The following is a 17,291-nucleotide window of genomic DNA, read 5'->3' as shown; positions in this document are numbered from 1 at the left end:
GGTGCAGTTCGTGGACCTGACTTGGCTCATTTAGTGTCGTGGTGGATGGTGTCGAGGATTGGTGTGAGGTCTGGTGGGAGGGGGTCGGCGGCGGTGAGGGTGTGCCCGTTGATGTTGATGGTGATGGTGCGGTAGCGGCGTGTGGTGGTGATGAGTCGTTTGATGGACCATCCGGTGGTGGTCTCCAGCCAGTGGGCCATGGCCAGGGCCGCGGTGACGATGGTCAGGTGGGCCTCAATCGACTGGCGCAGACGATGATAGATTGGGCGTGCCGCCAAGTCATGCTTGGACATGCGAAATGATTTCTCAATATTGTAAAGACGGTGATAGGCGCTGATAATCGTTTCAGGGTCGGGGTTGGGCAGGTTGGTGACATAGCCCTTCCAGCCGGCCAGGGCCCGGGCCCGCTGCTCCAGATCGCGGTTGACGCTCCTGGTAGCGCCACTCAGGCGCACGAAGCGGTTGCGCTTGACCGGGATCTCGCCCGCGACGGCCTTAACGGCCTTGGCGACCTGGGTATCGATTCCACGCAGCGCGCGCCGGGCCCGGTGCGCGCTGTAGCGGTAGAAGATGGTCTCATCAAGGCGGTGATCGGTGGGGCCCGCGGGCCAGGGCTGGGCCAGGGTCAGCCCATCGGGGATGTCCTGGTCGGGATGGGCCTGGATCCAGGAGTCAATGACGTGGGGGACGCGCGATGTGCGCGAGCCCAGGATGTAGGACAGGCCCGCCTCCTCCAGGGCCCGCTTGTTGGCGGCGCTGATCATCCCGGCATCGGCCACCACCACGACATCATCGATGCTGTAGGCCTCCATGAAGGACTTGATCATCGGGATCATGGTGGCAGTCTCGGCCTTGTTGCCCTCAAAGGCCCCGGCCTGGAGGGGAAAGCCGGCCTGGTCGGTCAGCAGCCCGACCGTGATCTGGGGCTCCAGGCGCCTCTCCTTGGAAAAGCCCGGCTCGCGGAAGCCGTCGGCGCTGTCGGTCTCGAAGTACAGGGTCGTGACATCGAACAGGACCAGGCAGCCTCGCTCGATACGGGCATGCCGGGCCAGCAGGCGCGCCAGGCCCCGGGCGAACTCCCCGGTGGCGTATCGGGGCAGATGGCGCTTGACCGTGGCATAGGACACCGGGGCGACACCCGCCTCGCAGAGCACCCGCAGCCAGTCCTTCTTGCTGGTCGGCTCGATCAGCCGGGCCATCACCAGCTGGCGGAAGACCTCATCGGCCCCTTCCAGCCCCTCCAGGCCCACCGCCCGCCAGGCCGCGTCCAGGGCCTCCAGGAGCACCCCCATCCGACTCGAGGTGATCGGCACCACCGCTGCGCCCGTTCTCGGCTCCAAGCCGCTGACACCCGCCAGATCGAGGCTGAGCTGGCCAGCGCTCAAGCGCTGGGCCGCGACCGCCTTGAGCGCCTCGAGCTGGGCATCATCATGAGCCGAGCCGATGTGCTCAATACTGCGCGACCCCCGCCGAGACGAGTACACGATCTGAACCGCCCGGGCCCCCGACGCCGTCCTGACCGTGCGAACATACGGACTCATACCCCCACGTTAGTGCGCAACCCCACCCACACAACCCCAGCAATCCCAACGAACAACACCACCCAGACCACCAACCACCCCCCACCATGAGCCAAGTCAGGCCGAGGGCTGAGGCGGGCACGCCGCGCAATCGCCTCCTCAGCACTCCACGACGTTGACGACCGGGCCTCCCCGGCTCGTCCCGTTCACACGATTCGTGGGTGCAGTTCGTGGATGCGGGGAGTGTCATCCAGTCTGGTCCCGCCGGCGGGCCTGACAGCACTGTCCGCCGTGGCCCAGCAGGCCGGCAGACCCCCGATTGCTTTCACATTCTACTGACTATTTCTCAGACAATGCCCTGCCACACATGACATGATCCGATGTCGTGGTCGCCTCCCCTGAGTCGCATGCAGAGCGCACTGCCAGCACTCTTCCGCCGCCGAGCTTGGCGGCCTCCGTCTTCGGCGCTGCCGGCGGAGGGGCCGTAGCCGCTGGGATCATGCTCCTCATCGCCACACTCATCCAATGGCGGGCAGGCGAGCTGCCTGGCGATTTTCGTGAGGACACAACCGCACTGGTCATCCTCGCCGGCTTCATAGGGATCCTGTTCGTGCGGCTTCCCCACCTCAAGCCGCCGGGACACCACCTGCGCAATGACGTCATTCTCCTCAGTGCGCCCATCGTCGCCGCCGTCATCCTTTGCATCCCGTTGGTCAACCCGTGGTGGGCCGCATACCAGGCCGATGGCACGCGCCTGCGCCTGCCCCTTCAGATCGGGGCCTCCATCGTTCTCTTGGGTATTGGCTGGACGATGTTCAGGGCTCGGGAGATCCACCTGGCCCTCCTGGCTTCGGCGAAGCCACTCCGTTCCCCCAGGATCCGGACCCGGGAGAGCTACATGGTCCTCTACCCGCCATTGCTGGCCACATTGGCTTCATCCAAGGGCGCCGGCACCGACGAGGAGGCTCACGACTCCGAGCCGCGACTCGCTGACGCCGTGGAGCAGACTGCCACCCTGCCACATGCCAAGCCGCTGACCTGGATCCCGCTCCTTCTGGCCGCCTGCGCGCCAGCTGCCGCCGTTGCCCTGGTCATCGCCCTGGTCGGCGCCGCCATCCCCTCGCCCGATCTCAGTTTCCGCGCCATCCAGAACCCGGCCGACCCCGTCAGCGAGGGCTCCCTGCCGACCACACCAACCACCGCCCCCACACGGGTCGCCTGGTCGACGACGCTCATGGCCACAGGTCGTATGAGTCTGGCTGCCGGCGCACGCGGCCCCATCATGCTGACAGCCGAGGGCGTCCGAGCACTCAACGGCGAGGATGGCTCACTCCTGTGGAGTTATCAGATCTCCGATGGCAGTTACGCACGCAGCGAGCTCGACTCGACCTACGTGCTGGTGAGCAGTCCAGACCGCCGGCACGTCGCTGTTCTCGTGAGGACCGTCGATAAGCGCTTCGAGAGCATCGTCGGCTTCACCGCGGTTGTCCTGGACACCATCACTGGCACGGTGACGGCGCAGCGCCGGATCACCACGACCGACGCCTCAGGCCCGACCCCTGCGCTTCAACTCACTGATTCGGCGGCCCTCCTGGGAACCGACGTGTTCTCCCTGAAGGATGGCGCTCTCCTAGAACGGTTCACCTCCGAGGAGCTTGTACCTGACGAAAACGACACAGGCACCGCGTACACGGGCACCGCAGGACACTCCACCTTCATGATGCGCAACTACGGCGACGATCCCGAACGCACCGACTACCTTTTAGTTCCCGACTCGGACCTCAGCAGGCGGATCGGCCTCGGGAATGTATGCGGGCAGTACGCCATCAAAGCCTATGGGCCGATCATTGAAGCAGGTTGGACGTCGCTGTGCACCGCAGACGGACAAGGCTCAGACTCGGATCAAAGGCTATGGACGATGACCGCGGTCAACATCGATGAGATCGCAGCCGCTATGCCAGCGCGGGATGTCGAGCAGCCGGAGGATGTAGCCGCCGAATCCCGAGTTCACCTGGGCACAGGACTGGGGCCGGGTCGCCTGGCCTCAACTGTGGCTGGGACTCTCATCATGCTCACGCCGGCAGAGCACGCGACAGACAACGGCGAGGGCCACACCGCATCGAGGATCGTGCCCCAGACGGACACCGCCCTCGACCCGGTCACGCGCACGGCCGTCCCCGCCAATCAGAGCACCAGCATGGGCACAGCGCTGTTCTTCCTGTACGGCCCAGCCTATGGCCAAGCGGTCAGCGACACCGTCCTGACTGTGGCGCCGTCCAATGGAGCCCAGCCTCTGGCAATCCCCCTTGCTCCTACTGAGATCTACGGCTCTTGGCGCATCATGGACGAGCCGCCCCGAAGCCTGGTGGAGGATTTCAGCTGGGATCTGTTCAACGTGCAGGCTCTGAGCGCTCCGGGAGCCTCGACCCTCGTTCTGGAGACCTCTCATGAAGGAGTCAGTGACCGCCCTGCGGAGATCACCATTGTGGGGGTGAAATGAGATGGCGGCGCACACTCCGATTCAGCGGAGCCCCATGACCATCCGACTGGGCTGGACCTCCCTCATCTGCGTGCTCGCCTTGGTGCTGGCGGGATTCGTCGGCTGGAAGACCAAACCGCGCTTCGACGACCCGCACTCCCTCGACGATCCGCAGCCAACGGCGTCGGCGATTCCCGCGGACCCGGGAACGCTGAGCACTCAGGGCCACCCGGCAATACAAGGACGGCAGCCCGTGCCTGCGTCGACGGATCCGGCTACATCCTGGGGATTGAGGGTTGGCACCGAGGATGGTCCCATCGCCTTGGCGGCCACCCCCTATGGGCCGATCGCCATCAACCCCCATCAGGATCGCGATACGCAGGACGGCGACGAGCGCACATCCGACGCCTCCGTCTATGCGCTGGATCCGAGCACTGGTGAGGTCCGCTGGCATCGCGACATCCATCCCGACCTCGATTCCGCTGACAGATACGCAGAGTCGAGCTTCGACGACATGGACACTCTCGTTTTTCAGACCGTCCAGACAAGCCCCGATGGCGAGCACCTGGCTCTGCGGCTGGAGCTCCAACGCTCCCAGCCGCTCTCCCAGACCATCATCGTGCTGTCCACGCGCACCGGAGACGTCATCCGCACTGTGGAGACGAAGGACTCCAATGTTCTGGGCCAGGCGCTGACCAACGATGTCCTTCTGGTGCAGACCTCCTCCACCCTTCACCCCGACGGCGGCTCGGTCCACTCATACTCACTGACGGACACGAAGGCCCCGGCCGACTCATGGGCATCCACCGGCTGGCTGGCCGGCGCCACGTCCCGGGGCGTGATCCAATCCGCCATGAAGGAGAGATACCCCTGCAATGCCGGCGTCGGGGAACGCTGCACCCTGTCACACATCACGCTCAGCGACCCGGCCAGCGGCAAGCTCCGTGAGACCTATGACCGCGTGACTGCCATCCGCCCCTCCGGCGCCATTGAGCGCCTGGCCGACGGCGAGACCGCGCCGCCCCCACGGGACCCTGCTTGGGCGACGGTCCGCCGCGAGCTCATCAACCTGGAGTCCGGCGCCACCACGGATATCACCGGGCACGAGGTGGAAGAGGCGGTCATTCCCTCAGGACGAGCCTGGCTTCTCACGCCCCTCCCCGACGCCGAGAATCCGGCGGCCTGGATCTCCACGGACGGCTCACTCAGCACCGGCCCGATCGAGGTCATTCGTCATCCGGACGACGCTCCAGAGATCTTCCGCACCACCGTCACCATGACTCCAGGAGGCTGAGCGTGGCTCGATTCTCACGGCTCCTTCCACTGCTGCGACGCCTATCGGATCCGATGACCGCCGCTGCCATCGGCGCGCTGGCCGCCTCTGCTGTGGTCCTGGCCTGGGCCGTCTGGCGCTGGGCGGAGGGCGAGCGCCTCGGTGAGCTGTGGACCTACACCTCCCAATTGACCGTCGTGACGATCGTGGCCACCGTGCTGATCACCCCATACGGCTTCAAGCAGGAGAAGCCCCAGGGCCTGGCATCCGATATCGCTCTGCTGTCCACGCCGATCGTAGCCGCGGGTTTAATTTCCTTCCCCTTCCTGCGCAGTTGGCGCGACGCCTATCTCCTGGACGGCACCCGCCAGGGCGTGCAGGTCCTGGCAATCGCAGGCCTCCTCCTGGCAGGCATCGGCTCCACCCTGCTCATGGCCCGCAAGATCCGCACAGTCCGCCGCCCACTATCCACCGGCCGATCCAAGGCCTCCTCACCGCCTCGCCGACGCCGGTGGGCACTCACGTGCCTGGCCGCCTGCGCCCCAGCACTGGCAGTAGCCCTGGTCATCGCAACAGTGGGCGCCGCCCTGCCCTCCCCGAACCTGAGCATCCGCGCCAAGCAGACACTCACCGATGCCGTCAGCCAGGACAACCTGCCCGCAGTGCCGACCGGAGCCCCCACTGAGAGCATCTGGCACGCGTCACTCCTCGGCGATATCACGGACCTGACCATGGCCGCAGGAGCACGCGGCCCCATCCTCATGACCAACAACGGCCTGACCGCCCTGGACGGCAACGACGGCTCCATTCTGTGGACCTACGACGCGCTGGATGCCGGCTATCTCTCCACTCTTCGAGACCACAGCACGGGAACGCGCTCCCCTTACATGCTGGTGAGCAGCCCTGACCATCGGCACGTCGCCTTCGCCGCACGCGTCTTCGACCCCCGCTTCAAGGAGGCGTCCGCGACAACCGTCGTCATCCTGGACACCATGACCGGCAAGACAACTACCACATACCAATTCCCGCAAGATGACACGGATACAGATGGAAAGATCTCTTCCAAAGAGATAACTCTTCAACTCACCGACTCCGCCGCTCTCATCAACCACGACGTCATCGCCTTGGACGGTGGCCGGCACCTGGGTCGGCTGACTTCTGACATGGATGGCCCTCTGCCCGTGGGGACGGCAGGACACTCCACCTTCGCTCTCGCCCCTGAGAGGGAGAACGACAGCCTGCCGACCCTCACCCTTGTCCCGGACTCTGACCTGAGCGCACGCATTCCCGTGCAGAGCATCTGCTTGGAGCTCTTCACCCCCATGGATGAGATGGTCATTCAGGACGGCTGGGCGGCGACCTGCTCCGAGAAGGAGGCACCGGAGGACCAGCCTCAGGTCTGGAGCATCTCCGCGATCAACATTGACGAGGTTGCCGCCGCAGGGGATGCGAGCGCCGTCGAGCAGATCCCCATGGGCGAGGGCCTGGGCATGAACAGCGTGGCCTCCGCAGCCGCTAACACCCTTGTCACCTTCCCGGTGCGGGAGATGGAGGAAGGCTCGTCTGACACCACCGATCCCCCGCTCTCGTCAGAGGACCCGCCCTGGGCGGGAACCGTCCTCGACCCGAGCGCGCGCACAGCCCTCCCCGCCGAGCAGAGCTCCAGCATCGGCGCGGCCACCTTCACCCATTCCGCGCCCTCCGGCACGATGCCCGACGCCGTCTACGAACTGAATATCGCCCCGGGTGGGGGAGCCTCGCCCCTGACAATTCCGATCGCCTCCACTCAGAGCTTTGACCAGGACCCTCCCCATTCCGACCTCGAACCACGGAGACTCGTTTACAACAAAATGTCAGGAAAAAGTGACTTCCGGGTGCTGTCGACTCCCGGCTGTATCGTGGTGGTTTTCATGAGTAACCAGAACGCAGGCACCGATAGCAAAATCCATGACGAGATCGCCATCTACGCAGTGAGGTGACACGACGTGAGCACACGAACCTGGAAGGACAGCATGCGGGCTCGACTGTGGCTTGCCACTCTTACTTGCGCTCTGTTCCTGACGGCCACGGGAGTGGCCACCTGGGTCATCGAGCCCTCCTCCTCGCAGTCGACATCGGAACCAACCCTGCGCTATATCCAGACCACGCTGAGCGACATCGGTGGCCAGAAGGAGGCGGAGGCCGCGGGAATCGGCTCTCCGGAGCCCGCCCCGGACGGCGAGACCATGTGGTCGGTGACTGCCACAGTCCCGCCCTCCGATAAAAGAGAGAACCAGACCCTGGTGCCGACTGCCCATGGCCCGATCGCGATCCTCACCATTCCCCCATCCTCCGACCCCGAGAAAGCAGAGCGCGTCATGCCAACCCATGCCTCCGTGGCGGGCTTGGATCCGGACACCGGGAAGATCCGCTGGTACCGGAGCGTCACCCCCGCCGTGGACTTCGATCACGACGGCAGCCTGTGGCGCGCCTTCGATCTGCCCTCGGAGATCATTTCTGTCAGCGCCGACGGCGAGTACGCCGCCTTCCGGCTTGATCTGCAGCCCACTGGCCACAACGACGACGACATCTTCTCCGATGGACCCACGCCCTCGCCCAGCCAGGCGGTGGTCGTTCTGTCCACCAAGACCGGTGAGCTGGTGCGAAAGGTCGAGACCACCGGCGATAACGTGCTGGGCCAGGCGTTGACCAATGACAGCCTGGTCATTCTGACCTCCTCCACCTACCACCCCGAGGGCGGCCAGATCAGCGCCTACCCCCTAACCGACTCTGAGGCCCCTGCGGACTCCTGGGAGGCGACCGGCTGGCTGGCCGGCGCCACCGCGGACAGCGCCATCCTGTCCTCCACCGTCGAACGTCAGCCCTGCAACCCTAGTCGCTGCCTCAACGCCACCGTCACCCTCAACGACCCCACCACCGGAGCCGTTCAGGACACCTATGACCGGGTCACCACCATCCACCCCGATGGCGGGATCGAGCGCCTCACCGACGGCCAAACGCCACCCACCCCCGACGACGAGGCCTCCTGGAACGCCGCTCACCGGGAGCTCGTCGACCTGCACACCGGAACCACCACCGACATCACGGGCCACGAGGTGAGCGTGACCGTCACCCCCACAGGCCGAGCCTGGCTGCTGAGCACCCCGAAAACCGACAAACAAGGAACGACGGCGAGGTCCTGGCTCCCCATCGGCAGCACCAACCCAGACGGAGCGTCGACTACCCCCAGCACCAACCCCCTGGAGACCATCACCAAGGGCCCCACCTACGAGAACAGCAAGCACCTCGCCCTCATCGAGCGCACAACCCTGACCATGACCGCAGGAGGCTGAGCATGGACAGCACCTCGTTCCGCAGGCTCACTTCCCGCCTGCCCGACCCGCTCCTGGCCGCTGGCCTCGGCGCCCTGGTCGCCGCGGTCCTGGCCCTGGCCTGGGCCGTGTGGCTGGGGTACCCCAAGCCGACCTTTCATGAGCAACCGGAGTACGGTCCAGTGCTGATCCTCGTGGCCGGCTGCGTGGCGCTCTTCGTGATCCCCAAGGGCTTCAACGGCAAGGCCCGGACCCCGCTGGGCGACGCAATCCTGCTGAGCGTGCCGATGATCACCGCGGGGATGGCGTCTCTGTCCCTGTTCCTCGCCTGGTGGCGCGTCTACGCAACGATTGGCACCCGCCCCCTCCTCAATCTCGTGGTGATCGCAGTCCTGCTGCTGATGGGGATCAGCCTCTCCCTATTCACGGCCCGCAGGATTCGGCACGACATTGAGAGGCGCAGCAGTCAGACCCAGGGCGGAGCGGACAACGCGGAGGCAGGAACTGAGGAGGCCGACGACGTCGCTCACGCCGCTGACCACCGTGCTCCTCTGAAGCCGTGGGCCCGGACGGCTCTGGTGGCCTGTGCTCCGGCGGCGGTGGTGGCCCTGCTCCTGGCCGTGCCGGGCGTGCTTCTGCCCGCCCCGGACCTGGAGCTACGCCCCGCCCTGCAGCTGGCCGACACCATCGACGAGGAGGCGCTGCCGGCCCTGCCCACGGCCGCGCCCACCAAGCTCGGGTGGCAGACCACCGTCATGGGCGTGGCCGAGAACTTCGCGCTTGCATCCGGGGTGCGCGGCCCAATCCTCATGACAGACGATGGTCTCACGGCTCTCGACGGTGAAAACGGCTCCGTCCTGTGGAGCTACAGGGTGCCCGGAGCCGGCTACGTCCACACATCCGACGACCATCCGGAGGGGGCGTACCTCCTGGTGACCAGCCCTGACCGACGGCACATCGCCTTCGGCGTCATCACCAAGGACACTGGCTTCAAGAATGCCAAGGACCTGACCATCGTCGTCCTGGACACGATGACCGGCAGGACGACGGCGCAGCGCCCACTCCCCTCGGTCAAGCCCCCACTGCTCCAACTCACCGACTCCGCCGCCCTCATCGGCGCCCACGTCATCGCCCTGGATGGCGGGAACATTCTGGGCAGGATCGATGAAGACGAGCTCTGGGATGAGGACCAGCCTCGGTCCGGCACAGCCGGACGCTCCACCTTCATCCTCCCGGGATCGTCCGAGACGACGGGCAGTCCTGAGATTGTGGACACCAGCGCCATCCTGGTTCCCGTCTCCAACCCCACCGCCAGGATCACGCTGCCTCACACCTGCCCGGACCCGCTGGTCACCTACCGCCGCGGGGTTAACCAGGGGCCCTGGATGGCGACCTGCGAGGAGGCCACGCGGACCCCGGACACGGCGACAGTGTGGACCATGTCCGCTGTCAATATTGATGAGGTTGCCGCCACAGGAGATGCGGCGACGGTGGAGAAGACCCCTCTGGGCAAGGGGACTGGGATCAATTCTGACGCCTCACGGGCGGCCGATACGCTAATCACCATACCCGAGGATGCGCCGTACTACATAGAAGCGACTGGTGATGTATCAGAGGGGACGCCCAGAACCGGCTGGATCGGCGTCGTCCTCAACCCACAGGACCGTACGGCCATCCCCGCGGAGCAGAGCGCATCCATCGGAGCCTCGGTCATTAGCGGCGATCCGTCACCACACGGCGCAGCGCGCCCAGGCACGGAGGTGCGGATCACCCCAGCCAATGGGGCGGAGCCGCTATCGTTCTCAACGCCTACAGGAGCTCCCCTTGGAAACGAGTACGGCGAGACAGAACTCGTGTGGAGCGAAAAAAGGTCGTTCAAGTACGGTAATCCTTATGCCATCTCGACGCCCGGATGCTCCGTCATTGCACTGGTGACAACCCGAGTATCGAATGACAACCACCCCAGTGAGATCACAGTGTACGGGGTGATGTAGCGTGTCTTTCTCGAGCAGTCCTCAACGCGACAGTATCCGAACTCGTCTGCGCATGGCTTCGCTGATCATCATCACCGCACTGGCACTGGTATCACTGACCCCCTGGCTGTCCATGATTCGATTCTCCGAGCTTTCCGAGTACAAGTACGAGAGCACCAAGGTCAGCGACTTGGGTGGCCAGGACGAGGCCAAGGAGGCGGAACTGAGCGAGCCGCGCACGGGCGGCAACGGCTCCCCCAGTTGGATCGTGACCGCCAAAAGCGACTATTCCACCGACGACGACGAAGAGATGGACCTGGTCCCCACGGCCCACGGACCGCTTGTCATCCTCAATGAGCCGCGATGGGACAAGCCTCGCTCTTTACGAGGGCCCGACGGCACCATCCTTGCATCTCTTGATCCCAAAACCGGGGCGGTGCGGTGGTTCCGCACGGTCAGGCCCGTTGTTGACATCCCGCGCTCCAACGAGTCAGTACGGGGAGCATCCGAAGACTGGCAGAAGCCCGACGCCATCTCCGTGAGCGCCGACGGCGAGTACGTGGCACTGCGCCTGGAGACGCAGCCCTCACTGTCCCTCGATGACTCGGACTCTCCGCGCTGGAACGCGGATCACCCGCCGAAGCAGACGATTCTCGTCCTATCCACCAAGACCGGAGAGGTGGTGCGCACCGTGGAGACGCACGGCGTCGTGCTGGGGCAGGCCCTGACCAACAACGACCTTCTGGTCCAAACATCCTCCACTTACCGTCCCGAGGGCGGAGAGATCACTACCTACTCCCTGTCCAGTCCGAAGGCCTCAGGGAACTCCTGGCGCTCCACCAACTGGCTCGTAGGCGCTACCGCCCGCGGTGCCCTCCTGTCCACCGCCCCATCCAAAGCCTTCTGCAACTCTGCGATATGCGTCCTGGCCACGGTGACAGTCCACAACCCTGCCACAGGGACAGTCCAGCAGACCTACGACCGGGTCATGGGGATCTTCCCAGCCGGAGGGCTCCTGCGTCTCCCGGATGGTCAGGCCCTGCCCGCCGCCGAGGACGATGCCGCCTGGGATGCCGCCCCGCGGGAATTCATCGACGTTCACTCCGGAGCCAGAATCGATGTCAGCAACCTGCTGATCGGCACGGAGGTGGCGCCCACGGGACAGGCGTGGCTCTTCCACGATTCCGATGCCGGGGATCGGAAAGCTCCTCCGCCCAGCTCATGGCTCCTCGTGGGCGACCACTCAGCCACGCCCCGCACCGAGGACCTGGATGTCGTCACCCTCACCCTCGAGGAGCAGAGCACCGAGGAGGCCCACAAGAAAGGTTTCAAGGACTCCACGGTCCACATCGAGCGCACAACCCTCACCATGGGATCAGGAGGCTGAGCATGGACAGCACCTCGTTCCGCAGGCTCACTTCCCGCCTGCCCGACCCGCTTCTGGCCGCCGGCCTCGGCGCCCTGGTCGCCGCGGTCCTGGCCCTGGCCTGGGCCGTATGGCTGGGGTACCCCAAGCCGACCTTTCATGAGCAGCCGGGCTACTGGCCAGCGCCGATCCTCGTGGCCGGCTTCCTGGCGCTCTTTGTGATCCCCAAAGGCTTCAACGGCAGGGCCCAGACTCCGCTGGAAGATGCGATCCTACTGAGCATGCCTGTGATCGCCGCAGGGATGGCATCGCTGCCCCTGTTCGACGCCTGGTGGCGGGTCTATACAACGGATGGCACTCGCCCCCTCCTCAATCTCGTGGTGATCGGGGTCCTGCTGCTGGTGGGGATCAGCCTCTCCCTGTTCATGGCCTGCAGAATTCGGCACGACCTTGAGAGGGAGAGCAAGCAGAGCCCGGGCAGTGTGGACAACGCGGCGGCAGGAACTGGGGCGGCCGACGACGTCGCTCCTGCCACTGTCCGCCGTGCTCACATGAGGCCATGGTTCCGGACGGTCCTGGCGGCCTGCGCTCCGGCGGCGGTGGTGGCCCTGGTCCTGGCCGTGCCGGGAGTGGTCCTGCCCGCCCCGGACCTGGAGCTCCGTCCCATCCAACAGTTGGCCGACGCCGTCAGCGAGGAGGCGCTGCCGGCCCTGCCCACGGCCGCGCCCACCAAGCTCGGGTGGCAGACCACCGTGGTGGGCGTGGCCAATAACTTCGCCCTTGCATCCGGGGTGCGCGGCCCCATCGTCATGACGGACGACGGCCTCACGGCCCTCGACGGCCAGAACGGCTCCGTCCTATGGAGTTACAGAGCGCCAGGAGCCACCTATGTCAACACATACGAGGGCCGCCCGAACGGACCGTACCTGCTGGTGACCAGCCCTGACCGACGGCACGTCGCCTTCGGCGTCGTCGCCAAGGACACTGACTTCAAGAGCGCCAGGGCACTGACCATCGTCATCCTGGACACGATGACCGGCAAGACGACGGCGCATCGCCTACTCCCCTCGCTCGAGCCTCCCTTGGTCCAGCTCACCGACTCCGCCGCTCTTATCGACACCGATGTCATCGCGCTGGATGGCAGGAGCGTTCTGGGCAGGGTCGATGGAGACGAGCTCTGGGATGAGGACCAGCCTCGGTCCGGCACAGCCGGACGCTCCACCTTCATCCTCCCGAGATCGTCCAAGACGGATGGACGTCTGGAGACGGTGGCCCGCAGCGTCACCCTGGTTCCCGTCTCAGACGTCACCGCCAGGATCACGTTGCCTGATGCCTGCCCGGATCCGGTAGCCGCCTACCATGGCGTCAACCAGGGGCCCTGGATGGCGACCTGCGAGGAGGCCACGCGAGCCCCGGACGCAGCGACGGTATGGACCATGTCCGCTGTCAATATTGATGAGGTCGCCGCCGCAGGAGATGCGGCGACCGTGAAAAAGACTCCCCTGGGCAGGGGGACGGGGATCAATTCTGTCGCCTCACGGGCAGCCGACACGCTCATCACCATCCCTGAGACTGCGCAGCACCACATCAACACGAGAGGCAACGTCATAAAAAAGGGGGAGGCAGCCGTCTGGATCGGTGCCATCCTCGATCCACAGGACCGCACGGCCGTCCCCGCGGAGCAGAGCGCATCGATCGCAGCTTCAGTCATTAGCGGCGATCGCGCACCCCACGGCGCATCGCAGCCAGGCACGGAGGTGCGGATCACCCCAGCCAATGGGGCGGAGCCGCTATCGTTCTCAACGCCTGCGAGCACATCCTTCGGATTCCATTACGGAGAGGTGGAGCTCATCTGGGGCGACGAAGAATCGTTCAAACGCGGCAAACCCTATGTCATGTCGGTTCCCGGATGCTCTGTCATTGCACTGGTGATAACCGATGCATTGACTGACGAGTACCCCAGCGAGATCACGGTGTATGGGGTGATGTAGCGTGTTGTTCTCAACTAGTTCTCAACGCAACACTATCCGGGCTCGTCTGCGCATGATGGCACTGATCTCAGTCGTCGCGCTGGCACTGATATCACTGATCCCTTGGCTGTCCACGACTCAATCCTCCGAATCTTCCGGGGGATGGATCTACGAGAGCGCCGAGGTCGGCGACTTGGGCGGCCAAAGCGAGGCCGAGGCGGCAGAGGTGAGCACACCCAGCACTCGCAGCAGCCGTTCCCGCGAATGGGCCGTGACCGCCGGAGCCCGGCGGGACGGCTACAAGCAGATGGACCTGGTCCCCACTGCCCATGGGCCGCTTGCCATCCTCGCTGAGCCACAAGCGGAGGAACCTGACTCGTCCCGGGACACCGACCGCACCATTCACACCATCCTCGCTTCGCTTGATTCCAAGACCGGGACAGTGCGGTGGTTCCGCACGGTCAGTCCTCTCGTTGACACCCGGTATGCCTACGACTCAGAGAGCTGGGTGTACTCCACCTGGCATAAGCCTGACGCCACCTCTGTCAGCGCCGACGGCGAGTACGTGGCACTGCGCCTGGAGATGCAGCCCTCACAGACCGATCCCCCCGACTCTCCGCGCTGGAACGCAGACCACCCGCAGAAACACACGATTCTCATCCTGTCCACCAAGACCGGAGAGGTGGTGCGCACCGTGGAGGTGAGCGGCGTCCTGCTGGGGCAGGCCCTGACCAACAACGACCTTCTGGTCCAAACATCCTCCACCTTCCGCCCCGAGGCCGGAGAGATCACTACCTACCCCTTATCCAGTCCGAAGGCCTCAGGGAGCTCCTGGCGCTCCACCAACTGGCTCGTAGGCGCTACCGCCCGCGGCGCGCTCCTGTCCACCACTCCGCCGGGGATCTCCTGCGGCCCCAACAAGTGCATCCTGACCACGGTGACTCTCAACGACCCCAGCACCGGGACGGTCCAGCAGACCTATGACCGGGTCACACGGTTCCTACCGGCCGGGGGACTCGTGCGTCTCGCAGACGGTCAGGCCCTGCCCGCTGCCAGGGATGATGCTGCCTGGAACGCCGCCCGGCAGGAACTCATCGACCTCCACTCCGGAACCACGATCAATGTCAGCAACCCGCAGATCGACACGGCTGTGACACCCACGGGACAAGCGTGGCTCTTCTACGAGACCGAAGACCAGCGCGAGAAGAAACAGCCGCCCACCTCCTGGCTCCCCATGAACGACACGTCCACCACGCCCCGCACCGAGGACCTGGAGGTCGTCACCCTCACCCGCGAGGAGGGCTTCAAGGACTCCACGGTCCACATCGAGCGCACAACCCTCACCATGGGATCAGGAGGCTGAGCATGGACAGCACCTCGTTCCGCAGGCTCACTTCCCGCCTGCCCGACCCGCTTCTGGCCGCCGGCCTCGGCGCGCTGGCGGCGGGGATCGCGGCCTTCGCCGTGGCAATCTGGTATCAGGTGAGCAGGAGCGAGACAGACCCCGCATTCGCCGTCCTCCTGGTTCTCGGGGTGATTTTCACGGGTGGCCTCGTGCTGCGGATCATCGTCGCCGGCCTCGAGGTCGCCTTCCCCGCCCTCCACAAGGCCATCAGGCACTCCAACCGCGGGCGCCAGACCATGGTGGTGATCGCCACGGTTCTGGCCTTTGGTCTCACGTGCGCCATGTGGATGAACCACTACTTCGTGGCGGGCGCGCACCTGGTCAGCTCTGCGCTTCTGACGGGGAGCGTCATCCTCCTGGGAGTCTCCCGGCTCGCCTTCGTCCGGCGAAGGATCCTGCAGGAGCGGGGTACGGCGCTGCGCCGCTCCTGGGCGTGGGCGGCGGGCGCTTCCCTCGCACCCGCGCTCGTGGTCGGCCTGGTCATGGGCGGAGTGTCCGCCGCCCTTCCCAAGCCGAGTCTTCTGCCCACCGCGACACAGAAACTGGCCGACGCCGTCGGCACGGACACGCTGCCCACCATACCCACGACCGCACCCAGTGGGGTCGCCTGGAGCACGCGGCTGACCGGCAACCTCGACAGCGTCGCACTCGCCGCCGGAGTGCGGGGGCCCATCGTCGTCACGGCCAAGGGCGTGGTCGGGCTGGACGCTGCGGACGGCTCCACTCTGTGGAGCTACCAGGCTCCCAGCGACGGCGTGCGCACGGGGCTCGTCCATGACGGGCCCTCCCCCGTGGTCACCAGCCCTGATCTGCGGCACGTTGCCTTCAGGGTGGACACCGCCGACGAGCGCTTCTCCAGCGCCCGGGCACGGGTCGTCGTCGTGCTCGACACGATGACCGGGAGGGTCACCGCGCAGCGCCAGAGCGACCCTGAACTGGAAGGGATCCAGCTGACTGATTCCGCGGCGCTCATCGGCACGGAGGTGATCGCCCTGGAGGGAGGGCGGATGATCGGCAGTATCCCGGCCGAGGAGGTCAAGGATGTCTATGCGGGGCCGGCAGGGCACTCCACCTTCATCCTTTCTGGTCCGCAGGTCGACGACCGCTACCGCCACAACCTGATCCTGGTTCCGCAGTCAGACCTGTCAGCACGCGTCACCCTGAACAATGTCTGCTCCTACGGGTCCGAGGACGTCACCGTCCAGGACGGGTGGACCGCCCAGTGCGAGGGTGCGCCAGCAACTGAGGACAATCCCGTGTGGACCATCTCCGCCGTCACCATCGACAGCATCGCGGCCACCGGTGGCCATCAGCCGATCGAACGGATCTCCCTGGGCGAGGGCGCTGGCATCAACGCCCCTGCCTCGGAGGCCTCCGGGTCACTCACCACCCAGGTTCAGTATGAGTACCGGCACGACGGCGGTGACAGCCCGGGCGTCGCTGTCTCTCCCGTGCCGGTCAATCCACTGAGCGGCACGGTCTTCGACCCGCGCACGCGCACCGCTGCGCCAGTCAGCCAGAGCGGGCGCGTCGGCACGGCGATCTTCCAGTACACCGAGCCCACTGATGCCGGTGATAGGCGGGACCGGGACCTGCGCCTCATTCCCACCGACGGCTCGACGCCGGTTACGCTGCCTGTCAGGGACAACGGCACGGAGTCGTCCACGATGGTCACGGACTCCGGCCATGTCATGGGGCAAGGCAGTGTCCGTGACGCCTTCATCCCCGGCAGCGCCTGGTTCCCGTCCGTCATGACAGCGCCCGGCTGCGTCGCGGTGGTCCAGGTCGAGGAGGCCGGCGAGCTCGGCAGGGATGTCCGGGCCCTGACTGTCCACGGCCTGCGCTGAGGCGGGCGGAGGCGCCGGGCGCCGCTTCGCGTCGTGGACGTGACTTCGCGTCGTGGACGTGACTTTGCGTCGCGGACGTGACTCTGCGTCATTCACCCCTGTGCTAACCCCAGTCGGATGACGCGAACCCTCGTCGTCGACGCGAAG

10 protein-coding genes are annotated in these 17,291 nt (G+C 65.7%); 9 read left to right on the top strand and 1 reads right to left on the bottom strand.

Going from position 1 to position 17,291, the window contains the following annotated elements:
- Positions 1–26: 26 nt before the first annotated feature.
- On the bottom strand, positions 27–1,541 hold the full coding sequence (locus EL266_RS03410) for an IS1634 family transposase (protein ID WP_026426365.1): 1,515 nt from the start codon (positions 1,539–1,541) through the stop codon (positions 27–29).
- Between the two features lie 478 nt (positions 1,542–2,019).
- Here EL266_RS03410 and EL266_RS03405 point away from each other — a divergent pair, with 478 nt between their 5' ends.
- From EL266_RS03405 to EL266_RS03365, 9 genes are all read left to right on the top strand, one after another.
- Positions 2,020–4,020: a hypothetical protein gene (locus EL266_RS03405; RefSeq protein ID WP_126412124.1), complete on the top strand. Its 2,001-nt coding sequence runs from the start codon at positions 2,020–2,022 to the stop codon at positions 4,018–4,020.
- A gap of 34 nt (positions 4,021–4,054) precedes the next feature.
- Positions 4,055–5,293: a hypothetical protein gene (locus EL266_RS03400; protein WP_126412122.1), complete on the top strand. Its 1,239-nt coding sequence runs from the start codon at positions 4,055–4,057 to the stop codon at positions 5,291–5,293.
- 2 nt (positions 5,294–5,295) lie between these two features.
- The gene (locus EL266_RS03395) at positions 5,296–7,251 is read left to right on the top strand and encodes a hypothetical protein (RefSeq protein WP_126412120.1); all 1,956 of its coding nucleotides are present in this window, start codon (positions 5,296–5,298) and stop codon (positions 7,249–7,251) included.
- Between the two features lie 6 nt (positions 7,252–7,257).
- Positions 7,258–8,604 (top strand): hypothetical protein, encoded by a 1,347-nt coding sequence (locus tag EL266_RS03390; RefSeq protein ID WP_126412118.1) that lies wholly within the window; start codon positions 7,258–7,260, stop codon positions 8,602–8,604.
- 2 nt (positions 8,605–8,606) lie between these two features.
- Positions 8,607–10,577 carry a hypothetical protein gene (locus EL266_RS03385; RefSeq protein WP_026426360.1) on the top strand — a complete coding sequence of 657 codons (1,971 nt, stop codon included), beginning with the start codon at positions 8,607–8,609 and terminating at the stop codon, positions 10,575–10,577.
- A 52-nt stretch (positions 10,578–10,629) separates the two neighbouring features.
- A complete protein-coding gene (locus EL266_RS03380; RefSeq protein WP_051280959.1) occupies positions 10,630–11,943 on the top strand; it encodes a hypothetical protein in 1,314 nt (437 codons plus the stop codon).
- 2 nt (positions 11,944–11,945) lie between these two features.
- Positions 11,946–13,913: a hypothetical protein gene (locus EL266_RS03375; RefSeq protein WP_026426359.1), complete on the top strand. Its 1,968-nt coding sequence runs from the start codon at positions 11,946–11,948 to the stop codon at positions 13,911–13,913.
- A gap of 205 nt (positions 13,914–14,118) precedes the next feature.
- Positions 14,119–15,255 (top strand): hypothetical protein, encoded by a 1,137-nt coding sequence (locus EL266_RS03370; RefSeq protein WP_126412116.1) that lies wholly within the window; start codon positions 14,119–14,121, stop codon positions 15,253–15,255.
- A gap of 2 nt (positions 15,256–15,257) precedes the next feature.
- The gene (locus EL266_RS03365) at positions 15,258–17,144 is read left to right on the top strand and encodes a hypothetical protein (RefSeq protein WP_026426358.1); all 1,887 of its coding nucleotides are present in this window, start codon (positions 15,258–15,260) and stop codon (positions 17,142–17,144) included.
- Positions 17,145–17,291 lie beyond the last annotated feature (147 nt).

This window comes from Actinomyces slackii (genome assembly GCF_900637295.1).
Lineage (GTDB): Bacteria > Actinomycetota > Actinomycetes > Actinomycetales > Actinomycetaceae > Actinomyces > Actinomyces slackii.
Note: the sequence above shows the minus strand (reverse complement) of the source record. Positions and strands in the feature narration are given on the sequence as shown.

Coding starts and splice junctions, on each gene's coding strand:
- EL266_RS03410 (WP_026426365.1), bottom strand. CDS start 1,541: ATGAGTCCGTATGTTCGCACGGTCAGGACGGCGTCGGGGGCCCGGGCG.
- EL266_RS03405 (WP_126412124.1), top strand. CDS start 2,020: ATGCTCCTCATCGCCACACTCATCCAATGGCGGGCAGGCGAGCTGCCT.
- EL266_RS03400 (WP_126412122.1), top strand. CDS start 4,055: ATGACCATCCGACTGGGCTGGACCTCCCTCATCTGCGTGCTCGCCTTG.
- EL266_RS03385 (WP_026426360.1), top strand. CDS start 8,607: ATGGACAGCACCTCGTTCCGCAGGCTCACTTCCCGCCTGCCCGACCCG.
- EL266_RS03380 (WP_051280959.1), top strand. CDS start 10,630: ATGGCTTCGCTGATCATCATCACCGCACTGGCACTGGTATCACTGACC.
- EL266_RS03375 (WP_026426359.1), top strand. CDS start 11,946: ATGGACAGCACCTCGTTCCGCAGGCTCACTTCCCGCCTGCCCGACCCG.
- EL266_RS03365 (WP_026426358.1), top strand. CDS start 15,258: ATGGACAGCACCTCGTTCCGCAGGCTCACTTCCCGCCTGCCCGACCCG.